The organism is Pseudomonas sp. EA_5y_Pfl2_R50 (assembly GCF_963970475.1).
GTDB lineage: Bacteria > Pseudomonadota > Gammaproteobacteria > Pseudomonadales > Pseudomonadaceae > Aquipseudomonas.
The window spans coordinates 153,401-177,078 of record NZ_CAXAPT010000006.1; the positions used below are offsets into that span (position 1 = coordinate 153,401).

22 protein-coding genes are annotated in these 23,678 nt (G+C 60.4%); 6 read left to right on the forward strand and 16 right to left on the reverse strand.

Going from position 1 to position 23,678, the window contains the following annotated elements:
• Positions 1 to 191 precede the first annotated feature (191 nt).
• Positions 192 to 1,253 (forward strand): haloacid dehalogenase-like hydrolase, encoded by a 1,062-nt coding sequence (locus tag AACY19_RS12450; RefSeq protein ID WP_339450511.1) that lies wholly within the window; start codon positions 192 to 194, stop codon positions 1,251 to 1,253.
• Between the two features lie 192 nt (positions 1,254 to 1,445).
• On the opposite strand, the gene ilvD is transcribed toward AACY19_RS12450, so the two are convergent.
• From ilvD to AACY19_RS12480, 6 genes are all read right to left on the reverse strand, one after another.
• Positions 1,446 to 3,287, reverse strand: coding sequence for a dihydroxy-acid dehydratase (ilvD, locus tag AACY19_RS12455; RefSeq protein ID WP_102358734.1), 1,842 nt, complete (start codon positions 3,285 to 3,287; stop codon positions 1,446 to 1,448).
• A 255-nt stretch (positions 3,288 to 3,542) separates the two neighbouring features.
• Positions 3,543 to 4,766 carry an MFS transporter gene (locus AACY19_RS12460; RefSeq protein WP_339450512.1) on the reverse strand — a complete coding sequence of 408 codons (1,224 nt, stop codon included), beginning with the start codon at positions 4,764 to 4,766 and terminating at the stop codon, positions 3,543 to 3,545.
• On the reverse strand, positions 4,759 to 5,736 hold the full coding sequence (locus tag AACY19_RS12465) for a diiron oxygenase (RefSeq protein WP_339450514.1): 978 nt from the start codon (positions 5,734 to 5,736) through the stop codon (positions 4,759 to 4,761). The genes AACY19_RS12460 and AACY19_RS12465 overlap by 8 nt, the downstream gene beginning before the upstream one ends.
• Complete coding sequence (locus AACY19_RS12470; protein ID WP_339450862.1) at positions 5,733 to 6,800, reverse strand: SagB family peptide dehydrogenase; 1,068 nt, start codon at positions 6,798 to 6,800, stop codon at positions 5,733 to 5,735. The genes AACY19_RS12465 and AACY19_RS12470 overlap by 4 nt, the downstream gene beginning before the upstream one ends.
• 446 nt (positions 6,801 to 7,246) lie before the next feature.
• The gene (locus AACY19_RS12475; RefSeq protein ID WP_339450516.1) at positions 7,247 to 8,443 is read right to left on the reverse strand and encodes a class I SAM-dependent rRNA methyltransferase; all 1,197 of its coding nucleotides are present in this window, start codon (positions 8,441 to 8,443) and stop codon (positions 7,247 to 7,249) included.
• Between the two features lie 180 nt (positions 8,444 to 8,623).
• Positions 8,624 to 9,163, reverse strand: a complete 540-nt coding sequence (locus AACY19_RS12480; RefSeq protein ID WP_339450518.1) for a type 1 glutamine amidotransferase domain-containing protein — start codon at positions 9,161 to 9,163, stop codon at positions 8,624 to 8,626.
• Positions 9,164 to 9,391: 228 nt separating this feature from the next.
• Between AACY19_RS12480 and AACY19_RS12485 the strand changes: the two genes are divergently transcribed.
• The 3 genes from AACY19_RS12485 (at position 9,392) to AACY19_RS12495 (ending at position 11,422) form a co-directional block, all read left to right on the forward strand.
• A complete protein-coding gene (locus AACY19_RS12485) occupies positions 9,392 to 10,204 on the forward strand; it encodes an HDOD domain-containing protein (protein WP_339450864.1) in 813 nt (270 codons plus the stop codon).
• Positions 10,205 to 10,216: 12 nt separating this feature from the next.
• On the forward strand, positions 10,217 to 11,029 hold the full coding sequence (gene mutM / locus AACY19_RS12490; protein ID WP_339450520.1) for a bifunctional DNA-formamidopyrimidine glycosylase/DNA-(apurinic or apyrimidinic site) lyase: 813 nt from the start codon (positions 10,217 to 10,219) through the stop codon (positions 11,027 to 11,029).
• 69 nt (positions 11,030 to 11,098) lie between these two features.
• On the forward strand, positions 11,099 to 11,422 hold the full coding sequence (locus AACY19_RS12495) for a multidrug transporter (protein WP_339450521.1): 324 nt from the start codon (positions 11,099 to 11,101) through the stop codon (positions 11,420 to 11,422).
• Positions 11,423 to 11,555: 133 nt separating this feature from the next.
• On the opposite strand, the gene AACY19_RS12500 is transcribed toward AACY19_RS12495, so the two are convergent.
• The 5 genes from AACY19_RS12500 to AACY19_RS12520 form a co-directional block, all read right to left on the reverse strand.
• Positions 11,556 to 11,807, reverse strand: a complete 252-nt coding sequence (locus tag AACY19_RS12500) for a YfhL family 4Fe-4S dicluster ferredoxin (RefSeq protein ID WP_003195146.1) — start codon at positions 11,805 to 11,807, stop codon at positions 11,556 to 11,558.
• Between the two features lie 135 nt (positions 11,808 to 11,942).
• Complete coding sequence (gene coaD / locus AACY19_RS12505) at positions 11,943 to 12,422, reverse strand: pantetheine-phosphate adenylyltransferase (RefSeq protein ID WP_003229157.1); 480 nt, start codon at positions 12,420 to 12,422, stop codon at positions 11,943 to 11,945.
• A 115-nt stretch (positions 12,423 to 12,537) separates the two neighbouring features.
• Positions 12,538 to 14,136: a GMC family oxidoreductase gene (locus tag AACY19_RS12510; protein ID WP_339450523.1), complete on the reverse strand. Its 1,599-nt coding sequence runs from the start codon at positions 14,134 to 14,136 to the stop codon at positions 12,538 to 12,540.
• A gap of 87 nt (positions 14,137 to 14,223) precedes the next feature.
• Positions 14,224 to 14,769 carry a twin-arginine translocation pathway signal protein gene (locus AACY19_RS12515; RefSeq protein ID WP_339450525.1) on the reverse strand — a complete coding sequence of 182 codons (546 nt, stop codon included), beginning with the start codon at positions 14,767 to 14,769 and terminating at the stop codon, positions 14,224 to 14,226.
• 29 nt (positions 14,770 to 14,798) lie between these two features.
• On the reverse strand, positions 14,799 to 16,229 hold the full coding sequence (locus tag AACY19_RS12520; protein ID WP_339450527.1) for a coniferyl aldehyde dehydrogenase: 1,431 nt from the start codon (positions 16,227 to 16,229) through the stop codon (positions 14,799 to 14,801).
• Positions 16,230 to 16,376: 147 nt separating this feature from the next.
• Here AACY19_RS12520 and AACY19_RS12525 point away from each other — a divergent pair, with 147 nt between their 5' ends.
• Positions 16,377 to 17,048: a TetR/AcrR family transcriptional regulator gene (locus tag AACY19_RS12525; RefSeq protein WP_339450529.1), complete on the forward strand. Its 672-nt coding sequence runs from the start codon at positions 16,377 to 16,379 to the stop codon at positions 17,046 to 17,048.
• 32 nt (positions 17,049 to 17,080) lie between these two features.
• The gene (locus tag AACY19_RS12530; RefSeq protein ID WP_339450530.1) at positions 17,081 to 17,935 is read left to right on the forward strand and encodes a sulfurtransferase; all 855 of its coding nucleotides are present in this window, start codon (positions 17,081 to 17,083) and stop codon (positions 17,933 to 17,935) included.
• 49 nt (positions 17,936 to 17,984) lie between these two features.
• Here AACY19_RS12530 and AACY19_RS12535 read toward each other — a convergent pair whose 3' ends face one another.
• The 5 genes from AACY19_RS12535 to AACY19_RS12555 all read right to left on the reverse strand — a co-directional run bounded on the left by AACY19_RS12535 (position 17,985) and on the right by AACY19_RS12555 (position 23,391).
• Positions 17,985 to 18,887 (reverse strand): AraC family transcriptional regulator, encoded by a 903-nt coding sequence (locus AACY19_RS12535; protein ID WP_339450532.1) that lies wholly within the window; start codon positions 18,885 to 18,887, stop codon positions 17,985 to 17,987.
• Positions 18,884 to 19,879: a hydrolase gene (locus AACY19_RS12540; RefSeq protein ID WP_339450534.1), complete on the reverse strand. Its 996-nt coding sequence runs from the start codon at positions 19,877 to 19,879 to the stop codon at positions 18,884 to 18,886. Before AACY19_RS12540 ends, AACY19_RS12535 begins: the two co-directional genes overlap by 4 nt.
• A 62-nt stretch (positions 19,880 to 19,941) precedes the next feature.
• A complete protein-coding gene (rsmD, locus tag AACY19_RS12545; RefSeq protein WP_339450536.1) occupies positions 19,942 to 20,556 on the reverse strand; it encodes a 16S rRNA (guanine(966)-N(2))-methyltransferase RsmD in 615 nt (204 codons plus the stop codon).
• On the reverse strand, positions 20,556 to 22,043 hold the full coding sequence (locus tag AACY19_RS12550) for a M16 family metallopeptidase (protein ID WP_339450538.1): 1,488 nt from the start codon (positions 22,041 to 22,043) through the stop codon (positions 20,556 to 20,558). Before AACY19_RS12550 ends, rsmD begins: the two co-directional genes overlap by 1 nt.
• Complete coding sequence (locus AACY19_RS12555) at positions 22,036 to 23,391, reverse strand: M16 family metallopeptidase (RefSeq protein ID WP_339450540.1); 1,356 nt, start codon at positions 23,389 to 23,391, stop codon at positions 22,036 to 22,038. Before AACY19_RS12555 ends, AACY19_RS12550 begins: the two co-directional genes overlap by 8 nt.
• Between the last annotated feature and the right edge of the window lie 287 nt (positions 23,392 to 23,678).

A 23,678-nucleotide genomic window follows, 5' to 3' on the forward strand; every position in this document is an offset into this window, starting at 1 on the left:
GGTAAGCCTAACAGTTTGATTTCTATTGATTTAATACCAAAATTGCAGGGTGTCCGTCGTTTTTGGAATAAGCGCGTGTCGCTCTCGGCAATGCATCTGACGCAAACAGGGACGTGAGCGGTCGCTGACAGACGAGGACTGTCACACTTATTTGTTAGCGTCGATCTCTTTGAATCAGGGAGAAAGCGTCGATGAAGTTCGCACCGAAATTTCTGGCTGTCGCACTGACCGTGGGCATGGGCCTGGCCACTCAGGCCTTCGCTACCGACTTGAAACACTGGCCGGCGGATCAGGCCAAGGCGCTGGACGCGATGATCGCCGCCAACGCCAACAAGGGTAACTACGCGGTGTTCGACATGGACAACACCAGTTACCGCTACGACCTCGAAGAATCGCTGCTGCCGTTCATGGAAAACAAGGGCCTGATCACCCGCGACAAGCTCGACCCCTCCCTGAAACTGATGCCGTTCAAGGACACCGCCGACCACAAGGAAAGCCTGTTCAGTTACTACTATCGCCTTTGCGAAATCGACGACATGGTTTGCTACCCGTGGGTGGCACAGGTGTTCTCCGGCTTCACCCTCAAAGAACTCAAAGGCTACGTCGATGAACTCATGGCCTCGGGCAAACCGGTGCCGGCGACGTATTACGAAGGTGATGTGGTGAAGAAGCTCGACGTTAACCCGCCGAAAATCTTCACCGGCCAGCAAGAGTTGTACAACAAGCTGATGGAGAACGGCATCGAGGTCTACGTGATGACCGCCGCTTCTGAGGAACTGGTGCGCATGGTCGCAGCGGACCCGAAGTATGGCTACAACGTCAAACCGCAGAACGTCATCGGCGTTTCGATGTTGCTGAAGAATCGCGAAACCAACGAACTAACCACCGCGCGCAAGCAGATCACCGCTGGCAAGTATGACGAGAAGGCCAACCTGGGCCTGGAACTGACCCCGTACCTGTGGACCCCGGCCACCTGGATGGCCGGCAAGCACGCAGCGATCCTGACTTACATCGACGAGTGGAAAAAACCGGTACTGATTGGCGGCGATACCCCGACCAGCGACGGCTACATGCTGTTCCACGATGTTGATGTGGCCAAGGGCGGCATTCACTTGTGGATCAACCGCAAGGACAAGTACATGACGCAATTGAACGGCATGATGGCCAAGCACGCAGCGGCGCAGGCCAAGGAAGGTTTACCGGTGACGGCGGACAAGAACTGGGTGATCGTCAAGCCTGAAGAAATTCAGTAACAGACACCGGGCCAGTGTGGGAGCGAGCCTGCTCGCGAAAGCGTAGTGTCAGTCGCCATCTCTGTTTCTGACATACCGCATTCGCGAGCAGGCTCGCTCCCACAGTTTGATCTGCCGTAACTTTGGGATTTCGGTCAGACAAAAAAATGCCCCGCACTTTGGCGGGGCATTTTTGTATCGGCGATTTGACGCTTACAGCCCGTCAAGCATCGCTTTGTTACGCACAGCACCTTTGTCGGCGCTGGTCGCCAGCAAGGCGTAGGCCTTAAGGGCGGTGGTGACTTTACGTGGACGAATTTCGACCGGTTTCCAGCCTTTCTTGTCCTGCTCGGCGCGGCGTGCCGCCAGTTCTTCGTCGCTGACCAACAGGTTGATCGAGCGGTTCGGAATGTCGATCAGCACCTTGTCGCCGTCCTGCACCAGGCCGATCGCGCCACCGGCTGCGGCTTCTGGCGAAGCGTGACCGATGGACAGACCTGACGTACCGCCAGAGAAACGACCATCGGTGAGCAGTGCGCACGCTTTGCCCAGGCCTTTGGATTTCAGGTACGAAGTCGGGTAGAGCATTTCCTGCATGCCCGGGCCGCCTTTCGGGCCTTCGTAACGAATGATCACGATGTCGCCGGCCTTCACTTCATCAGCGAGGATGCCGCGTACTGCGCTGTCCTGGCTTTCGAAGATCTTCGCGTTGCCTTCGAAGACATGGATCGACTCGTCGACACCTGCAGTCTTCACCACGCAGCCGTCGAGGGCGATGTTGCCGTACAGCACGGCCAGGCCACCTTCCTGCGAATAGGCGTGTTCGAAGCTGCGGATGCAGCCGTTTTCGCGGTCGTCATCCAGGGTTTCCCAACGGGTCGACTGGCTGAACGCGGTCTGGGTAGGGATACCGGCAGGACCGGCCTTGAAGAAGTGATGCACGGCTTCATCGGTGGTCTGGGTGATGTCCCACTTGGCGATGGCCTCTTCCATGCTGCGGCTGTGCACGGTCGGCAGGTCGGTGTGCAGCAGGCCGCCACGGGCCAGCGAACCGAGGATGCTGAAGATGCCGCCGGCACGGTGCACGTCTTCCATGTGGTACTTCTGGATGTTCGGCGCAACTTTGCACAACTGCGGAACGCTGCGCGAGAGACGGTCGATGTCGCGCAGGTCGAAATCAATCTCCGCCTCTTGAGCGGCAGCGAGCAAGTGCAGGATGGTGTTCGTCGAACCGCCCATGGCGATGTCGAGCATCATCGCGTTCTCGAACGCCTTGAAGTTGGCGATGTTGCGCGGCAATACCGATTCGTCGTTCTCGCCGTAGTAACGCTTGCACAGCTCGACGATGGTGCGGCCGGCCTGCAGGAACAGCTGTTCGCGGTCGCTGTGGGTCGCGAGGGTCGAACCGTTGCCCGGCAATGCCAGACCCAGTGCTTCGGTCAGGCAGTTCATCGAGTTGGCGGTGAACATGCCGGAGCACGAGCCGCAGGTCGGGCAGGCGCTGCGCTCGTACTCAGCGACTTTCTCGTCAGAAGCGCTTTCGTCGGCGGCGATGACCATGGCGTCGACGAGGTCGAGGCCGTGGGACGCGAGTTTGGTCTTGCCGGCTTCCATCGGGCCGCCGGAAACGAAGATCACCGGAATGTTCAGGCGCAAGGCAGCCATCAACATGCCTGGGGTGATCTTGTCACAGTTGGAAATGCACACGATGGCGTCGGCGCAGTGGGCGTTGACCATGTACTCGACGGAGTCGGCGATGATTTCGCGGCTCGGCAGCGAATACAGCATGCCGTCGTGACCCATGGCGATACCGTCATCCACGGCAATGGTGTTGAATTCTTTCGCTACTCCACCGGCGCGTTCGATTTCACGGGCGACCAGCTGGCCCAGGTCCTTCAGGTGCACATGGCCCGGTACGAACTGGGTGAACGAGTTGGCAATGGCAATGATCGGCTTTTTGAAGTCGTCATCTTTCATCCCCGTGGCGCGCCACAGTGCGCGGGCGCCGGCCATGTTGCGGCCGTGGGTGGATGTTTTCGAGCGGTAATCTGGCATGGAGCACTCCGGGCGGCTAATCAGGTACTAAATGGGAGTGAGCTTCTATTGACCTCTGGAACACTCAGAAATGGCCGTGTGTCCGGAAGTTGCCGATGACGTTGCGGGATCGCCGCTGGTCTCAGCCTGAGCTCATAAACCCGCCGGGGATGAATGGCGATGAATCTGCCGATTCTACACCGCTGGCGTCTGGAGGGAATGGCGCAAAGTGTTGTTCCAGTGCAGACGATGTGTGTGGGATGACGACCGGCGGGCTTAATCCCCATTCGGGGCATTGGCCTCAATGATTCTGCTGCGGTGGCTGATCAGGCTGTTCAGCCCCAGCGCCAGGCCACTGAGCAGGATGAAGCAGTAGCCAAGGGTTGTTTGCAGGTTGGTGGGGCTCAAACTGATCAGGGCGCTGATCAAACCGCCACAGATGAACACGAGGGTGCTGCCCGCCGAGGCCGAAGTACCGGCGATCTCCGGAAACAGCCCCATCGCCCGGGACGTGGCGGCAGGCCGGACAATGGTGGTGCCGGCGGTGCAGATGAGCATCGGAGTCAGAACGGTGGCGGGTTGCAGCGCGAAGTTCGCTGACAGGTAGAGCATTGACAGCCCGGAGAGCAGGATCAGGCCCCACCCGCCGATAATCTGCTGCCCAGGCGTAATTCGCCGGCTCAGCACGGTGGCAACGATGCCCCCCACCACATAGGCAGCACCGTAGATGAGCAGGATCAGCGAGAAGTCATAGGGCGCCAGTTGCAGTCGATCCATGAAAATCAGCGGTGAAATCACGATGAATGAAAAGTGGCAGGCGAACGCGAACGCGGAGATCAGCCAGTAGCCGACGAACTCGACATCCCCCAGCACTCGCCGGTACGAGCGAATGAATCCCGGACGCCAGCCACTGTGAGCCGGTGGTTTGTTGTCCAGAAACAGCCAGGCCTTGACCAGCACGACGGTAGCGAGCGCCGCGAACACCCAAAAGCTGCCACGCCAGCCGAGGGTGGCTTGCAGGAAGGTGCCCGCCAGCGGAGAGACCGAGATGAATACCCCCGTCGCCGTCACCATGAGGATACGCAGACGATCACGCTGCACGCCTTCGAACAAGTCCTGCACCAAGGCCTGGGACAGTACGAAACAGCCGCAGCCTAGGGCCTGCATTACGCGGAATACCAGGAACAGCGTGTAGTCGGAAGTGGCTGCGCAACCCAGCGCGCCGAGCATCGATACCGACATGCCCACCAGCAACAGGCCCTTGCGCCCCATGACATCCGACAACGGGCCGATCAACAGTTGAGCGAACGCGATGCCCACGGCGAACAGGCTGATCGAAAGCGCAATGTCTGCCGGGGTGTTGTGAAAATGTTCGGCCAGGGCGGGAAACGATGGCAGCAGGACGTCCAGTGGAAACACGCCCAGCAACACCATCGCCATTAACAGGCTGACAGCCCCACGTTGTTGTCGGGCATTTACCGCAGACGTTCCTTTATCCATCGATCAATCCTGCCCTGGCGAAAAGTTTCCGATTGTTGGGAAGGGCGAAGAAACCGGCCTTGTTCAGTGCATCGAGGGTTGCTGTTGCACCGGATTTGGCACGTTGACGGCTGGCCAGCGGCTCGATCAGGGCATCGACTATCTCCTTGATGGCAGCGTCAGCAATGCCGGCGCCCCGCAGGCTCTGTTGCAGCCAGCGCTGATCGGTCTCGAAAAACACAGCGATGATTTCCACCAGCATCTTCGTGCTGAACATGCGCTGGCGGCCGTTCAGCGTCATCCACAGGTAATGGAACACGTCAGCGAAATAGCGGCTGTGTCGGGCTTCGTCCGCCAGGTGATCGCGCAACATGTCGCTGACACTGCTCACCAGACTGTCACGACAGACTTCAAGGAGCTCCCGGGCAATGATGGTTTCCGAGACGAATCCAAGCAGAAACCAGGCCAGCGGGCGGTTGTGTTGTGGCGTGCGGGCGATCAGGGCGTTCAGACGGGTAATCCTTAACGGCATCACCGGGCGCTCGACAAAGCCGTGGAGACTGGCGATCTGTTCGGCGAGCCGATTGGAGAACAGCGCGTGGTAACCCTCATCGGTGTACAGCTGCAGGGCAGCGGTTTTCATCGCTGGCGGTATATAGAGGGGCAGTTCGCCATGGACGATGGTTTCGACGGCCCGGTTGACGATGCGGTGTTCGAGCATTGTTGTGTAGTCGAGAAAATGCACGAGGTGATTGGCCGTCAGGCGATGCATGACGTTGGTGCCTGCCTGTCTGATGGCGGGGTGCGACAGATACGGCAAAAACGCCGGCGGAAACCAGTGGCGAGTCTCCAGTTGCTGCTGCACGTCATCCGGCAATTGGTAATCGTGCTGGCTGGTTCGGACCGAGGCGCGATTGTTCCAGTCACCCAGGGTGAAGCGCAGCGCCCAGGACACCGGGACTTCCTGCGGATCGGCGCTCAGCGTATTCATGTCGGCGACTCCTGCAACAGATCCTGCATTTCCTGACACATTGCCCGGCCATCGCTGGCGCCGCAGCCGACAAAGAACAGCGGTTGTTCTGGGCTGCCGGCAATTTTCAGCAGCTTTTCGATCTGATCGTCGGCGAATGCCCCGGTCAGCCATGTGCCCAGGCCCAGTGCGGTGGCAACCAGTTGAAAGGTTTGTGAGAGATGCCCGGCCTCGACGAACGCCATGCGGTAGGCGCGCGAGTGTTCGTACTTCCACCAGAGCTTGTCGAAACGCGCGGTGATGAACAGCCCGAACGGCAGGTTATTGATGAAGTGTTGCCCACCGAGTACGTGTCCCAACGGCAGTTCGGGCAAGGGGTTAATCAGTTCCAGGCTGTGTTCGTCGGGGTGATAGGCATAAATACCGGGTTCGAGACCACGCAGGTTTTGCGCGAGGACAAACCCCTCGCACGCATTCAGGCCGCCGCCGGAAGGGCTGCTGCGCCGGGCGTGCAAGCCATTCGCGACGCTGTCGTCATGTTCACGTTCGTGCAGATAGCCGAGGGAAAGGTAGAGCAGGGTGGCAACGTCCTCCAGCGTGATCGCCTCACCTGTGTAGGAGCGGCAGGTTTTGCGCTGACGCAGAGCGTCGTCCAGATTGTCACCGTTGAGTGCTCGCGGCGCCGGCAAAGCAATGCGTTGCGCGCTGGTCATTAACGACCTCTCCTTGCCCGGAGCAGGTTTGCTCAGTACTTCATCGCAGTGGCTCAGGTACTGTCTGGACCACTCCTGAATATTCTGTGGGGGGTGTTCGCACGGGATGTTTTGCGTGCCGATATGATAAATCTTCGATAGCTCGTCCCAGCCCCAAGGCGGACTGTCTATCTTCGTAATAGTTAATATGCCGGCTTCAAGTAGTTGTATGTCTATTATGTTGCGGCTGTCGAAGAGATTCGGGTTGGCAATAAGCTTTGTCAGGCGGGAGGCATAATCAAGATCAAGTTCGTATTGAACATGGTCTTTGTAATTCCAGACTATTTGTCCTGGCGTGCGCGGCAATATGAATAAGTACGGATTTATATGCATGTTCAATGCTTCACTCTGGATTGGCTTTACGGACGCTGGAGGGCCGGCACTCCCCAGCGTCCTGCATTACTTAACGAGCTTTAGGCGCAACCAGAAAAGCCAGGTTTGCGATTTTGTTGGTTTCCAGAGTAATTGCTTTCATAGTGTGAACTCCTTGTTCATCAAGATTGAATGTCACCTCGTGGTGACAGCTCAATAATAGTTTGTAATCAGTTATTGGCAAGCGAATATGAGTAGGAAAAATCCTAATTTTTCTGGAGGGGTCAAGCTGTTCTCGGCTGCTTGTAAGTTGTTTTTCGTTAAATTAAAAGTGCAGGGAAATTTCCTGCAAGATAGTGAGAAATTAATTGTAGGAAGTTGGGCTGTGTGAGCGGCAGCAGGCGGCATTGCACCGCCTGCAAAACAAACGGGGAGCCCAAGGGCTCCCCGTTTGTTTCAGCGACCAATCAGCTGTTAGGCAGCAGTCGGCAAGTGATGCTCTTGATGTAGCGGGTTTCGGCGATGGCCGGGTGCACCGGATGGTCCGGACCCTGACCGCCACGCTCGAGCATCTGGATGTTGCGATCCAGATGGCGGGCGCTGGTCAGCAGAATGTTCTGCAGATCATCTTCCGGCAGGTGCATCGAACACGATGCGCTGACCAGGATGCCGTCCTTGGTCAGCAGGCGCATGGCCTGTTCGTTCAGGCGGCGATAGGCGCCTTCACCGTTCTTCATGTCTTTCTTGCGTTTAATGAACGCTGGCGGGTCCGCCACGATCACGTCGAAACGCTCTTCGCTGGCCTTCAACTCTTTCAGTGCTTCGAAGACGTCGCCTTCGATGCAGGTCATTTTCTCGGCGAAGCCATTCAGGGCGGCGTTGCGCTCGACGCCGTCGAGGGCGAAGGCCGACGCATCGACGCAGAACACTTCGCTGGCGCCGAATGCGGCAGCCTGTACGCCCCAGCCACCGATGTAGCTGTAGAGGTCAAGTACGCGTTTGCCCTTGGCGTAAGGCGCCAGACGTGCGCGGTTCATGCGGTGGTCGTAGAACCAGCCGGTTTTCTGGCCTTGAATGACCGGCGCTTCGAACTTCACGCCGTTCTCTTCCAGCGCCACCCATTCCGGCACCAGGCCGAACACGGTTTCGACGTAGCGGTTGAGGCCTTCGGCATCACGCGCAGCGGAGTCGTTCTTGAACAGGATGCCGCTTGGCTTGAGCACTTGGGTGAGTGCCGCGATCACGTCATCTTTATGCGCTTCCATGGTCGCCGAAGCGATCTGTACCACGAGGATGTCGCCGAAACGGTCGACAACCAGACCAGGCAGCAAGTCGGAATCGCCGTAGACCAGGCGATAGAACGGTTTGTCGAACAGGCGCTCGCGCAGCGACAGGGCCACGTTCAGGCGATGCACCAGCAACGATTTGTCCAGCGACAGCTTGATATCGCGCGACAGCAGGCGGGCGCAAATCAGGTTGTTCGGGCTCATGGCCACGATGCCCAGCGGCTTGCCGCTGGCCGCTTCGAGAATGGCCTGATCCCCGGCCTGGAAGCCATGCAGTGGTGTGGCGGCCACGTCGATTTCGTTGCTGTAGACCCACAAGTGGCCATTTCGCAGGCGTCGGTCGGCGTTGGCTTTGAGGCGCAGGCTAGGCAGGGACATGACGTCGCTCCGGAAAAAAGAGCGGGAGTATAGCGTGTTGGGGCTGGTGTCGGGATTGGCGTGCGATGAAACGCAGGTGACCTCTTCGCGAGCAGGCTCGCTCCCACAGGGGATTTGTGACTGACACAAGACCAATGTGGGAGTGACGATTCGACTTGCTCGCGAAGGCGGTTTTGACTTCTACGCAGACAGTGCGTCGATCAACTCTTTGTTGAACGCCGGAATATCATCAGGCTGACGACTGCTGATCAGGTGACCGTCCTTGACCACTTCTTTATCGACCCAATTGGCCCCGGCATTGACCAGGTCATCCTTGAGTGTCTTGTAACTGGTCATGCTCTTGCCGTTGACCAGCCCCGCCGAGATCAGCAGCCAGCCGCCATGGCAGATCACCGCAATCGGTTTGCCAGCAGACGCGCCGGTCTTGACCAGGTGCTGGGCATCCTGATCGATGCGGATGGTGTCGGAATTCTGTACGCCTCCGGGCAGTACCACCGCGTCGTATTGCTCGATGCTGGCGGCCTGGAATGTCTGGTCGACGGTGAAGTCGTCCGCCGGTTTGTCGTGGTTCCAGCCTTTGACCTTGCCAGTTTCGGTGGAAAGGATGTCGACCTGCGCGCCAGCCTGCTCCAGTGCCTGCTTTGGACCTGTCAGTTCGACCTGTTCGAAACCGTCTGTTACCAGAATGGCGACGCGTTTGCCGTTGAGGATAGTGGCCATCGATAAGCTCCTGAGTCTGTGGGAGTTTGCCGCCGCAACGGGCCGGAGGGACCCGATGGGCATTACAGATTCCGAAGCCGGAGCGCGAATGAAAGTTCCTGACAATTGCCCACTGGTGTGTCGTCGTGCGGTTTTTAAAGGTTAGAATCGCCGCCTGACCCAGAGTGTGTACTTATGTCCCAAGAGCTGACCACCGAACAGATTCAACAATCGCTGCAAGGCATCAGTGTGCCGGCGCAACCGCAGATCATGGTGGATCTGCAAATGGAGCAGTACATGCCCGACCCCGACCTTGAGGTGATCGCCAAGCTGATCGCTCAGGACCCGGGTCTGTCCGGCTCGCTGTTGAAAATCGTCAACTCGCCGTATTACGGCCTGAGCAACAAGATCACCTCGATCCAGCGTGCGGTGAACCTGCTGGGCAGCCGTTCGATCATCAACCTGATCAACGCGCAGTCGATCAAGGGCGAAATGAACGATGACACCATCGTCACCCTCAATCGTTTCTGGGACACCGCGCAAGACGTGGCCATGACATGTCTGACGCTGGCCAAGCGCATCGGCACTCAGGCCGGTGACGAGGCGTATGCCTTGGGTCTGTTCCACGATTGCGGCGTGCCGTTGATGCTGCAGCGTTTCCCCAACTACATGTCGGTGCTGGAAAAGGCTTACGCCAACGCCAGCGGCGAATGCCGGGTAGTGGACACCGAAAACAGCGAGTTCAACACCAACCACGCCGTGGTCGGTTACTACACCGCCAAGTCGTGGCGTTTGCCAGAGCACGTCAGCGCCGCCATCGCCAATCACCACAATGCTTTGGCGATCTTCAGCGATGAATCGTCGCGTAACAGTCAGTTGAAAAACCTGCTGGCGATCCTGAAGATGGCCGAACACATTTGCGCTTCGTATCGAGTGCTGGGCAACCAGACCGAAGATTTCGAATGGAGCGCTGTCGGGCCATTGGTACTCGACTATGTAGGGCTGTCGGATTACGACTTCGAAACGCTCAAACAAACGATCCGCGACCTCGGCGCGCATTGATTCGAGGACTCCATGCCTGAACTGCCGGAAGTCGAAACCACTCGCCGGGGCATTGCTCCGCACCTGGAAGGCCAGCGCGTCAGCCGGGTGATCGTGCGGGATCGCCGGCTGCGCTGGCCGATCCCGGACGACCTCGATGTACGCCTGTCCGGGCAGCGCATCGTGTTGGTCGAGCGACGTGCCAAGTACCTGTTGATCAACGCCGAAGCCGGCACCTTGATCAGTCACTTGGGCATGTCGGGCAATCTGCGCCTGGTCGAGGTCGGCCTGCCGGCGCTCAAGCATGAGCATGTCGATATCGAACTGGAGTCGGGGCTGGCCCTGCGTTACACCGATCCGCGACGTTTCGGCGCGATGCTGTGGAGTAACGATCCGTTCAATCACGAATTGCTGATTCGACTCGGACCGGAGCCGCTGACCGATCTGTTCGACGGCGAGCGTTTGTTTCAGTTATCGCGCGGGCGCTCGATGGCGGTGAAGCCGTTCATCATGGATAACGCGGTGGTGGTCGGGGTCGGCAATATTTATGCGACCGAGGCGCTGTTCGCCGCCGGGATTGATCCGCGTCGCGAGGCGGGGGGCATCTCCCGGGGGCGATACCTGAAGCTGGCGATCGAGATCAAACGCATCCTCGCCGCCGCCATTGAACGGGGCGGCACTACGTTGCGCGACTTCATCGGTGGCGACGGGCAGCCGGGGTATTTCCAGCAGGAACTGTTCGTCTATGGCCGTGGCGGTGAACACTGCAAGGTCTGCGGCACCGGTCTGCGGGAAGTGAAGCTCGGCCAGCGCGCCAGCGTGTTCTGCCCGCGCTGCCAGACCTGAGGCAATCGGCTGAAAAAGTCCTACGGTCTATAGTGAGTTGTCTCACTGTTCAGCCCGAAGGATCGTGCCATGAAATCCTCGCCAGCCCTCGTTCTCGCACTGCTGCTGTGTTCCAGTCTGGCCGCTCAGGCCTCGGAGCGCGGCAGCGGTGATCCGCGCTACACCATCCAGAATCCACCGGCCTATGCCATGCTCGGCGATTTGCTGATTGCCCGACCGTTATTGGTGGTGGCGACGGTGATTGGTGCGGGTGCGTTTGTCGTGTCGTTGCCGTTTACCGCATTGGGTGGCGGTATTGGCGATGCGGGGCAGGCGTTGGTGGTCGATCCGGCGAAAGCCGCGTTTGTGCGATGCCTGGGGTGTACAGGAGAGGGGTTTGAACAGCGTGAGTGAGCTGATCACGGTTTTGCGCTGTTGCTGATGGCGCTTTCGCGGGCAGGCTTGCTCCCACAATTTGAAATGCATTCCAATGTGGGAGCGGGCTTGCTCGCGAAGAGGCCCGGAAGAGCGCTATAAAACTGCCAGATCAGGCCTTGCCGGTGATCTTGCGGTACTTTTCCATCAACTGTTCTTCAGTCTCTGGATGCGCCTCGTCCAGCGGAATGCAATCCACCGGGCAGACCTGTTGGCACTGCGGTTCGTCGTAATGGCCGACGCACTGGGTGCACAGGTTCGGGTCGATCACGTAGATCTCTTCGCCTTGGGAAATGGCGGCGTTCGGGCACTCGGGTTCGCAGACGTCGCAGTTGATGCAATCGTCGGTGATGATCAGGGACATGCTAACTCCAGCCGGGGCGGCAGGCCCGGGCGCTATAAATCAATGCGCGCAATTGTGCCGCATTGGCGAGCGCAGTGCACGTTGCTGCGATCAAGGGCTGCAATCAAAAGCCAGGATCGCAGCCTTCGGCAGCACCTATTTTTTGAAGCGCAGGGTCAGCGCGTCGGCCACGGCCGGGTGCACGAACTTGCTGATATCCCCGCCAAGAGCCGCGATTTCGCGGACCAACGTCGAGGAAATGAACGAATAACGCTCAGACGGGGTGAGAAACAGGCTCTCCACGTCCGGCGCCAACTGGCGGTTCATGTTGGCCAGCTGGAATTCGTACTCGAAGTCCGACACCGCACGCAGGCCGCGCAGGAACACGTTGGCATTCTGCTCTTTGGCGAAATGCGCCAGCAGCGTCGAGAAGCCGACCACTTCCACGTTCGGCAGGTGTTTGGTGACCTCACGAGCCAGTTCGACCCGTTGTTCCAGCGGGAACAGCGGGTTCTTCTTCGGGCTGGCGGCGACCGCAATGATCACGTGATCGAACAGGCGCGAGGCGCGTTCGACCAGATCGCCATGGCCCTTGGTAATAGGGTCGAAGGTACCTGGGTACAACACTCGGTTCATCGCGTCGTCCTGGCGGGAGTCCGTTGGGGAGTCGGATGGTATCGCAGCCGTCCCGGTCGGCCAAGTCGACTTTTGCGTAAGAAAGCACTATAGACGATGGCAATAATCGGCTTTTTCACGGGTTTTTCAACCGTTCAGCGAGGGCCGTCGCCAGCTGTGCGGTCAGGCCATACACCGACAATTGCGGGTTGGCGCCGATGCTGGTGGGGAACAGCGAGCCGTCGTGAATCGACAGATTGCGCAGTTGATGATGGCGTCCGAGGCTGTCAGTGACGGCGCTTTTCGCGTCTTCACCCATCGCGCAGCCGCCCATGACGTGGGCGCTGCCCAGGCGCGTGCGATACAACTCCAGACTCAAGCCATCGATCAGCGTGCGCGCTTGGGCCAGGGTGTTCACGTAGCGCGCGTCGGCGTGCATCGGCATCACCGATTTCGCGCCACCGGCGAACTGGATCTCGGCCATGACATGGAATGCACGACGCAACCCTTCCCAGGCATAAGACGAGACCTGATAGTCGAGCACCGGCGAACCGTCGCCACGCAATTCGACTGAGCCGCCAGTGCTGTCCGGGTGAAAACCGTCACGCAGCAGGGCGAGCATGGCGTGGGTGTGCGGCAGGTCGGCCAGGTGTTGCGCATTCTCCTGGCCAAAACCGCCGAGCAGCGTCGCGGCCAGCGCCGGATGCAGCGGCGGGACTTCGAGTTTGAACGCCATCGGCCCGGTGGTGCCGTCCTTCCACTGGAAATGGTCGGAGTAGATCGACTGCGGCGCGCCATAAAACGGGTTGACCACGTCGTCGAAGCGCGCAGCGGACATGTTCACCGGGTGCAGGAAGGTGCGTTTGCCCAGGCATTTGTGCGGGTCCGGCGCGTCTGAGCGCAACAACAGCGCCGGGCTGTTGATGCCGCCGCCGGCCAGCACGTAATGCCGCGCCTTGACGGTAATCCTGCGCCCGGTCGGCTCGACGCAACGTTCGTCCATCGCCACACAGTGCAGGCCAGTGACCTGATCGCCGCTGCTGATCAGCAGTTTCTCTGCGCGGGCCAGATAAAGCAGCTCGCCGCCCTTTTCCAGCGTCGCCGGAATGGTCGTGACCAGCATCGACTGCTTGGCATTGGTCGGACAGCCCATGCCGCAATAACCGAGGTTCCAGCAGCCACGCACGTTGCGCGGGATCACGTGCCAGCTGTAGCCGAGTTGCTCGCAGCCTTTGCGGATCACGTCGTTGTTGGGGTTGGGTGGCACCATCCATGGGGCGACGCCGAGGCGCTGCTCCATTTTCTCGAACCACGGCGCCATCTCGGCGGGGCTGTGGCCTTTGACGTTGTGCTCCCTGGCCCAGTGTTCGAGAGTCGGTTCGGGGGTGCGAAAGCTTGATGTCCAGTTGATCAATGTCGTGCCGCCGACTGCGCGACCTTGCAGAATGGTGATCGCGCCGTCCTTGCTCATCCGGCCGATGCCTTCCTGATAGAGACTGCTGTAGGCCTTGTCCTCAAGCATTTTGAAGTCGGAGCTGGTTTTCAGCGGGCCTTCTTCGATCAGCAGAACCTTGTAACCGGCGGCGCTGAGGATCTCTGCCGTGGTGCCGCCGCCGGCGCCGCTGCCGATGATGGCAACATCGGCTTCGAGGATCAGGTCATCGCTCAGTTGCGCGCCGTTGTAGGTTTTCCAGCCTCGGGCGAGGCCTTCGCGGAACGGGTCGGGTACGGGCATCGGTCAAATTCTCTTTGTTATTCTGGATGCAGGCGTGGCGGCTGGCTCTGTGGGAGCGAGCCTGCTCGCGAAGGGAGCGATACGGTTTCAGACGGTAGGCGGGCCGGGATACCCGCAATGCGCCCACGATTGCGCGCGGGTGTACCAAGCCATCATCACCATCTGCTGCAAGGAGCTGTGGCCCATGCGCAGCAAGCTCAGCGAGCTGTTCTCCCAGCGCTCGAGAAAATGCCCCATCGCCTCGGGCGTGGCGTTTTCCCAACTGCCCCAGATCCCGGTGAGCGGCCCGCGCGTCACGGCCATGCCGAGCACATCGAACAGTTGTCGGGTGAGCTTGAGCATTTCCGGCGACAAATGGTCGAGGCTGTAATCCAGCGATTTGAGCGTACCCTCAGTGGCGGTGGGCATTTTTTGCGCCGCGACGGCGCCGTCGAGCATCACCGGAATCAAGGCGCGCAGAAACAGCAGATCGCCGTCGCGCAGCGTGGTGAAACCCTTGGCGGCGATGCTGGAAGAGCAGCCACTGAGGCTGGCGCCGAGACCGGCGGTGGCGAGAAACGCGGTGGCGCCGAGGCTGAATTTCAGCAGGCCACGGCGCGACAGGGCGGGTGTTTCGGTCAGGCTTGGGTGCATTGTTTTTATTACCCGGCAGTGACGAGCGTTTAGCGAATGAACAGCTTCTGGATCAGTTTCTGAATCGATTTGCCATAAGGCGGGTAAATCAGTCTGGCCGCGTTGAAGCGCTGTTTAGCCAGTACGCCTTTGGCCTTGCTGAACGTCAGGAATCCTTCGTGACCGTGGTAGTGGCCCATGCCCGAAGGGCCGATGCCGCCAAAGGGCATATCGTCCTGGGCCACATGCAGCAAGGTGTCGTTCAGGCAGACGCCGCCGGAATGGGTTTCGTTGAGCACGCGGTTCTGCTCGCGTTTGTCATAGCCGAAGTAGTAAAGCGCCAGAGGACGAGGCCGCTGATTGATGTAAGCGAATGCCTGCTCCAGATCCTGGTACGGCACGATGGGCAGCAACGGGCCGAAGATTTCATCTTGCATGAGGGTCATGTCGTCGCTGACATTGAGCAGCACGCTATGGGGCATGCGCCGACCCTGGCCCTGATCGAACAGGGGAATCAGCAGCGCGCCCTTGCTGGTGGCGTCGCTGACGTAACCGTTGAGCCGTGCCAGTTGGCGATCATTGATGATGGCGGTGTAATCCGGGTTGTCAGCCAGGGTTGGGTAAAACCCCTGCACGGCCTGGCGGTAGGCTTCGACGAAAGCGCCGATGCGGTCTTGCGGCACCAGCACGTAATCCGGGGCGACACAGGTCTGTCCGGCGTTGAGGGTCTTGCCGAAGGCGATGCGCTCGGCGGCGTCCTTGAGCGGCACGTCGCGGGAGACGATGGCGGGCGACTTGCCACCCAGTTCCAGAGTGACCGGCGTGAGGTTTTCGGCGGCGGCGCGCATCACGTGCTTGCCGACGCTGGTCGAGCCGGTGAACAACAGATGATCAAACGGCAGGCGGGAAAACGCCACGCCGATGTCCGCCTCGCCGAGCACCACGCAGACCTGATCTTCCGGGAACACCCGCGCCAGCAAATCCTTGAGCAGCAGGCCGGTGGCCGGGGTCGATTCACTGAGCTTGAGCATCACCCGATTGCCCGCCGCCAGTGCGCCGACCAACGGGCCGATCGCCAGATACAACGGGTAATTCCACGGCACGATGACGCCAACCACGCCCAGCGGCTGGTAAACCACTTTCGCCGAGGCGGGCTGAAAGGCCATGCCGACCTTGCGCCGTGAGGCTTTCATCCAGCCCTTGAGATGGCGGCTGGCGTAATGAATGCCGTGCAGGCTCGGCATCAGTTCGGCGAGCAGGGTTTCGTCGGCGCTGCGATGGCTGAAATCCGTGCTGATGGCGTCGATCAAGGCCTGACGCTCGTCGCTGAGCACCTCGCGCAACGCCTTGAGCCACTGCTGACGCTGGGCGGCAGGCGGCATCGGGTTGGCTGCGTAGGCCGCTCGTTGCGCTGTGAACTGCCGATTGAGCTCTTCCAGTGGCTGTTGAAGCGTTTGCAGGTAGGCAATATCGGCAGTCATCGTAGGCTCCGGATTTATCGTAGTGACGAACTTTTTAGAGTCTATGCTCTATAAAGTCAAATGACTTCCTGGTGCAGCATTGTTTTATCCATCTCCAGATAGGTCGTAAGATGCCCGCCAACGCACTCTGAATTAAAGCTCAAGCCTATGGCCCCACGAATAAAAACCAGCGAGCGCATCGTGCAGAACAGCCTGGAGCTGTTCAATCAGCAGGGCGAGCGCAGCATCAGCACCAATCACATCGCAGCCCACATGGAGATTTCTCCGGGCAACCTGTACTACCACTTCCCCAACAAGCAGGCGATCATCGCCGTGCTGTTCAGTGAGTACGAAGCCCTGGTCGACAGTTTTCTGCGTCCGCCACAGGGCCGCGCCGCGACGGTGGAAGACAAGCGTTTCTATCTCAAGGAACTGCTGTCGGCGATGTGGCGCTACCGCTTTCTGCACCGCGATCTCGAACACCTGCTCGACAGTGATTCGGAGCTCGCCGCCCGTTACCGGCGCTTTTCCCAGCGCTGCGTGATTCAGGGCGCGGCGATTTACGAAGGCTTTGTGGCTGCCGGCATCTTGAAGATGGACCGGGTGCAAATCGAATCCCTCACGCTCAACGCCTGGATCATTCTGACGTCGTGGGTACGCTTCTTGTGCACCACTCGGGAAAACTCCAACCACCTCAGCGAGCAGGCCGTTAAACGGGGCGTGTATCAGGTGCTGGTGCTGGAAGCCGGGTTTGTCACCGATGAGGCGCGCGATCAGGTCAATGCGCTGTTCGAGGAGTTCTATGTGCCGCTGGCCCAGGCCCTCGAAGATGTGAAGTAAACCGTTCCGTTGAAACTCCACAGGAGCCCGTTATGCCGATTGCGCAGTTGATCAGCCCGCCAGAACTGGAGGCCCGCAAGGACCAGCCGGGGTTGGTGATTCTCGATTGTCGTTTTGCCCTCGAAGATCCGGATTACGGTCCGCGCAGCTACGCCGAAGGGCATATCGCCGGGGCGGTTTTTGCCGATCTTGAGCGTGACCTGAGCGGTAAAGTGGTCAAGGGCGTGACCGGGCGCCATCCACTGCCTGTGCCTGCCGCGCTGGTCGAGCGTTTGCAGGCATGGGGCATCAACGCCGACAGCGATGTCGTGCTTTACGACGATGGGCCCGGCGCCTATGCGGCGCGGGCGTGGTGGTTGCTGGCGTGGCTGGGCAAACGCGACGGCGTGTTCATCCTCGACGGCGGGCTCAAGGCCTGGCACGCGACGGGGTTGCCGCTGAGTCTGGACGCGCCGTCGGTGAGTCGCGGCAGCTTCAGTGGTCAGCCGGACATGGGCCTGCTGCTCAGCGCCGGGCAACTGCAACAGCGCCTCGGTCAGCCGGCCTTGACCCTGCTCGACGCGCGGGCCTTGCCGCGGTTCAAGGGTGAAGTGGAACCGATTGACCCGATTGCCGGGCACATTCCCGGCGCACAATGCGCGGCGTTCACTGACAACCTCGACAGCGACGGGCGCTTTCTACCGGCGGAGCAACTCAAGCAGCGCTTCGCCGCAAAACTCGGCGAGCGTTCGCCGTCGGAACTGGTGGCGTACTGCGGCTCCGGAGTGACGGCGTGTCACAACCTGTTTGCACTGTGCCTGGCGGGATATCCGTTAGGTTCCTTGTATGCCGGGTCGTGGAGTGAGTGGATCAACGAGCCGGCGCGCGGTATCGCCACCGGCGAATAGTCACTGCACAGGCCAGTGCGGGAGCCGGGTTGGTCGCGAAGACGTCGGGTCAGTCGATATCCATGTTGAATGAGCGACCGCTTTCGCGAGCAACCCCGCTCCCCCATGGGGTATGCGGCGTCTGGGGGGATTGTCGGGCACTGCGATACGCGGCGGGCCCGACGCCGTAAGCCTGTTTGAACTGTCGGCTCAAATGGCTCTGATCGGCAAAACCCAACCGTGTCGCGACTTCCACCGGCAAACAGCCGCTCTGCAACAGGGCGCGTGCGGTGGCGATGCGTTGCTGCATCAACCAGGCATGCGGCGGCATGCCGGTCGCGCGGCGGAACACCCGGGCGAAATGGAATGGCGAGAGGTTCACCGCCGCCGCCAACTCTTCCAGTGACGGTGGCGCCGCCAGTTGCGCTTGCAGACACTCCTTGGCCATGACCACCGCGCGGTGCTCCTTGCCCGGTCGGCCCGCGACCGGAACGGCGGCGTGACGCTGCAACAACAGCAACATCATCTCGCGCCACACCGTTTGCTGTTGCAGGGCGGTGGCAGGGCTTTCGAGCAACCGGTGCAGTTGGGCAAAACCGCTGACCAGATCCGCATCGCGGTACAACGTGGCGCCGAACGCCGGCAAACTCGTCGTGGACAGTTCAAGTTCATCCAGCAGCGAAACAATCTGGCCGGTATCCGGGTAGAACGCTCGATACAGCCACCCGTCGTCGGTGCCCTTGTGCCCGGTGTGCAACTCGTCCGGGTTGATCAGCACCAGCGTGCCGCTGCCGGCCAGATGCTCGGCGCCGCGATAACGGTAGCGCTGGGCACCGGCCATGATCATGCCGATCACGAAGCCGTCGTGCACATGAGGGGCGAAGCGATGATCGATGTAGCGTGCCGACAACAATTCGACTCCGGCCAGCGGCGCGGTTTGCCAGAAATGGATCGATTCGCCGTGTTCGCTCATGCGGGCACACTGGCCAGCCATTGCGGGATGCGGCGTTCGAGGTAGTAGCCGGGCTGGCGCACTGAGCCGTCGACGAATCCGACGTGTCCGCCGCGTGCCTGCAATTCAAATACGGTTGAGGCCGACAGCTCATCAGCCTGGGGCAAGCTGTGCGGGAACACGAACGGGTCGTCCGCCGCCTGAATGATCAGCGTTGGCGTGCGGATCTCAGCGAGGAAATAGCGGCTCGACGCACGCCGGTAATAATCCTCGGCATCGGTAAAACCGTGCAGCGGTGCGGTCACCCGGCCATCGAAATCCCAGAACGTGCGCATGTTTTCCAGCGACCCGAGCGCCGCGAGCGCGGCGAGGCCATCCTCGCGGCCGTCATGCTGGAACTGCCGCTGTTTGTTCTTGATGTACGCGACCATCTCGCGCATGAAATGCGCCTGATAGACCCTGGAAAAGCCCTGGCCGATCCGGTCGGCACATTGATCGAGACGAAACGGCACCGACACCGCCACCGCGCCGAGCACGCCACTGGCACTGCCGGTTTCGCCCAGGTGCTTGAGCAACACGTTGCCGCCCAGGGAATAACCGACGGCATACAACGGCGCCAACGGGCGTTTCGCCCGCAGGTGTTTGATGGCTTCAGCGAGGTCCTCGCTGGCGCCGGAATGATAGCTGCGCGGCAACAGATTGGGTTCGCCCGAACAGCCACGCCAGTTCAGCGCAACGCTGGCCCAACCCTGATCGGCCAACGCCTTCTGGATGCCCGCCACGTAAGGCGAATTGGAGGAACCGGTCAACCCATGCAGTATCAGCACCAACGGCGCAGTGGCTGTGTGCGGGCCGTGCCAGTCGAGGTCGAGAAAGTCGCCATCCTCAAGCCACAGGCGTTCGCGTTCACGTTCGATATGCACGGTTTTGCGCCACAGCGGCCCCCACAGGGTTTGCAGGTGCGGGTTGCTCAGGCCGAAGGCGGGGAGGAAGCGTTCTGAAGAAGCGGACACGATGATTCTCGATGCAGCGCGGCGGCCTCGTTCGAGGCGCACCGCTTGTTCAGGCCGGTCGGTTAACCGGCGATCTGCGCCATACGTTGCCACAACGCGTAATGCACCCGCCCGGATTTTTGCTCACGGTGCAAGCGCCAGTTGCCCGGCAGGCCGAGGATCGACGGAGCGGTTTCGCTTTCAGTGTAGATCCATGAATCAGGCGCCAGCCATTGGCGTTCTTCGAGCAGGGTACAAACCGCCGGCAGCAGATTCTGGTTGAACGGCGGGTCGAGGAATACCAGGTCGTATGCTGTTGCAGTCTGGGTTTCCAGATAACGCAGCGCATCAGCGGTCTGCACCTGGCCGTTGGTGCAGCGCAGGGTGCCGAGATGTTCTTTCAGGCTGGAGACGGCAATGTTGCTGGCATCCAGCGCCTGCCCCATGGCCGCGCCACGGGACAGGGCTTCGAGAAACAGCGCGCCGCTGCCGGCGAACGGATCGAGGACTTTGGCCCCTTCAACATAAGGCGCCAGCCAGTTGAACAGGGTTTCACGCACACGATCCGGCGTCGGGCGCAGGCCCGGCGCATCGGGGAAGCTCAGCTTGCGGCTGCGCCATTGACCGCCAATGATGCGCAACTGGTTAACGCCGTTGTGCACATTGTGTGCAGGTTTCTTGGGTGCTCGAGTCGCCATTAATGCTCCGGAACCCCGAGCGGTTGCTCGGCAGGTTTATCAGAAGGGGCCGGTAACGGCTTTTGCGGCACGGTCGGGCCAGCGCTGACGATGACCATTTTGTCCGTGCTCAGGTGTTTGTTCAGGGCGTCGCGGACTTGTTCCACGGTCAGGCTCTGGGACTGACGCATGAAGTCGTCCAGGTAGCTCAACGGCAGATTATAGAAGCCCATCGCGCCAAGTTGGCCGACTATATCGGCATTGCTCGCGGTGGACAGCGGGAAGCTGCCGGCCAGTTCGCGTTTGGCGTCATCGAGTTCTTTTTGCGTCGGTCCGGTTTTCAGGTAGTCGGCGAGCACGTCCTGCACCAGTTTCAGGGTGCCTTCGCTCATTTCCGCACGGGTCTGCAGATTGATCATGAACGTGCCACGCGCCTGCATCGGGCTGAACGCCGAATACACGCCGTAAGTCAGACCGCGTTTCTCACGCACTTCGCTCATCAGGCGTGTACCGAAACCGCCGCCACCGAGGATCTGGTTGCCCATCGACAGCGCGGCGTAATCCGGGTCGTCACGGTCGATGCCCAGTTGCGCGAGCATCAGGTTGGTCTGCTTCGACGGGAACTCGATGTGGTTGACGCTGGCTTTCGGTTCTTGTGGCTGGGCAATCTTCGCCAGCGCCGGGCCTTTCGGCAAGGCAGAAGAGACCTGATGGGCAATCGCCTCGGCTTCCGCGCGCGACAGGTCGCCGACCAGCGCGATGACGACATTGCCGGCCGCGTAAGCCCTGGCGTGGAACTCACGCAATTGCGCGAGGGTGATCTTCGGCACACTCTGCGGATTGCCGTCGCTCGAATGCGCATACGGGTGATCGCCGTACAGACGCTTCATCAGCTCCAGGCTGGCGAGTTTGCCGGGGTTCTGCTTCTGGTATTCAAAGCCGGCGAGCAACTGGTTCTTGATGCGCGCGAACGAGTCGGCGGGAAAGGTCGGTTTGCCGACCACTTCGGCGAACAGCTTCAGCGCCGGTTCACGCTTGTCAGCGGCACTCAGGCTGCGCAGAGAAGCCAGCGCCATGTCCTTGAATGCACCGTTGCCGAAATCCGCGCCCAGGCCTTCAAAACCTTGGGCGATGGCGCCGACATCCTTGCCGGCCACGCCTTCATTGAGCATCGCGTTGGTCAGCACCGCCAAGCCCGGCGCGTTACCGTCCTGACTGCTGCCGGCGGCGAAGATCAGGCGCATGTCGAACATCGGTAACTCGTGGGCTTCAACGAACAACACCTTGGCGCCTTCGGCGGTGTTCCAGGTTTGTACGTCGAGCTTGCGGCTGGCGGGAGCCTTGCCGTCGAGTTCGGCCAGCGATTGCAGCTTCTGGGTGCTCTTGGCGTTGTCCAGCGCTTCACTGGCTTTGCTGTCGGCACCTGGCGTCAGGTAGAACGCGGCAGAGCCGATCACCGCCACGGCAATCAGGCCGAGCAGCAGGCGTGGGGTTTTGCGCTCACTCATGAGTCGTCTCCAGGGGCAGGACGTGGGCGACGCTGAGACGTTCGCGGGTGAAATACAACTTGGCGGCGTTCTGGATGTCTTGTGGGGTCACGCTTTCCAGATCGGCGAGTTCGGTGTCCATCAGTTTCCACGACAGGCCGACGGTTTCCAGTTGGCCAATCGCCGTGGCCTGGCTGGTGATCGAATCACGTTCGAAGACCAGGCCGGCAATCACTTGCGCACGCACACGCTCAAGTTCTTCAGCGGACGGCGCGGTGGTTTTCAGCTGTTCCAGCAGCTTCCAAAGACCCGCTTCGGCCTGGGCCATGGTCTTTTTCTTCTGCGTGTTCGGCGTCGCCGAGAGGGTGAACAGGCTGTCGCCACGGGTATAGGCGTCGTAGCTCGATGAACCGCCGGAGACCAACTCTTCGCCGCGCTCCAGTTGCGTCGGGATACGACCGCTGTAACCGCCGTCGAGCAGGGCCGAGATCAGGCGCAGGGCGTTGACCGAGCGTTTGTCTTCAGCGGTGGCGATGCTCGGGACGTTGAAACCGAGCATCAGGCTCGGCAACTGTGTCTGTACATGCAAGGTGATCTGGCGTTCGCCGGGTTCGGCCAGTTCCAGCGGTTGTTTCGCGGGCGGCACGTCGCGCCTGGCGATCGGGCCGAAATAGCGTTGGGCGAGGGTTTTCACTTCGTCCGGGGTGACGTCGCCGACCACCACCAGCGTGGCGTTGTTCGGCACGTACCAGGACTGGTACCAGTGGCGCAGCTCTTCGACCTTCATGCGGTCGAGGTCGGCCATCCAGCCGATGGTCGGTGTGTGGTAGCCGCTGGCCGGGTAGGCCATGGCCTTGTAGCGTTCGTAGGCCTTGGACATCGGCTTGTCATCGGTGCGCAGGCGACGCTCTTCCTTGATGACTTCGATTTCCTTGGCGAACTCGTCGGCCGGCAGGCGCAGATTGGCCATGCGGTCGGCTTCCAGTTCAAAGGCCACGCCCAGGCGGTCGCGGGCCAGCACCTGGTAGTAAGCGGTGAAGTCGTCGCTGGTGAAGGCGTTTTCTTCGGCGCCCAGATCGCGCAGGATCAGCGAGGCTTCGCCGGGCCCGACTTTCTCGCTGCCCTTGAACATCATGTGCTCAAGCGCGTGGGACAAACCGGTCTGGCCCGGGGTTTCGTAGCTGGAGCCGACCTTGTACCAGACCTGCGAGACCACGACCGGTGCGCGATGGTCTTCGCGCACGACGACCTTCAGACCGTTATCGAGGGTGAATTCGTGAGTCGGTTGCGGGTCGGCCGCCAGGGCCGAAAGGGGCAGGCAGACTGTGCAAAGCAGCAGGCCTGCAGCGCGGCGGGCTAGAGCATTCATTCGTTTTTTAACCTGTTGGGCGGCCCGCTTGGTCTTAGCCTAGGCGGGCGAGGAGGTGCTAGGATACTGATCCGTTTTACCGGCGACCACGCCTATCAGGTTTCAAGACTTGATCAGGCTGAATGGGTTTACGGCGCAAAGCAGTGTTTTACCTACTAAACTCCGCGTTTTCGCCGATTTTTACCGGTTTAGACCTTCGTTAAAACGATCTTTGAGGTGCCTGTGGCGCCTCGACAAAATGTTGCGCGTGAACAAGCTGGATGAAACACAGTCTGTTCTGCATCGAA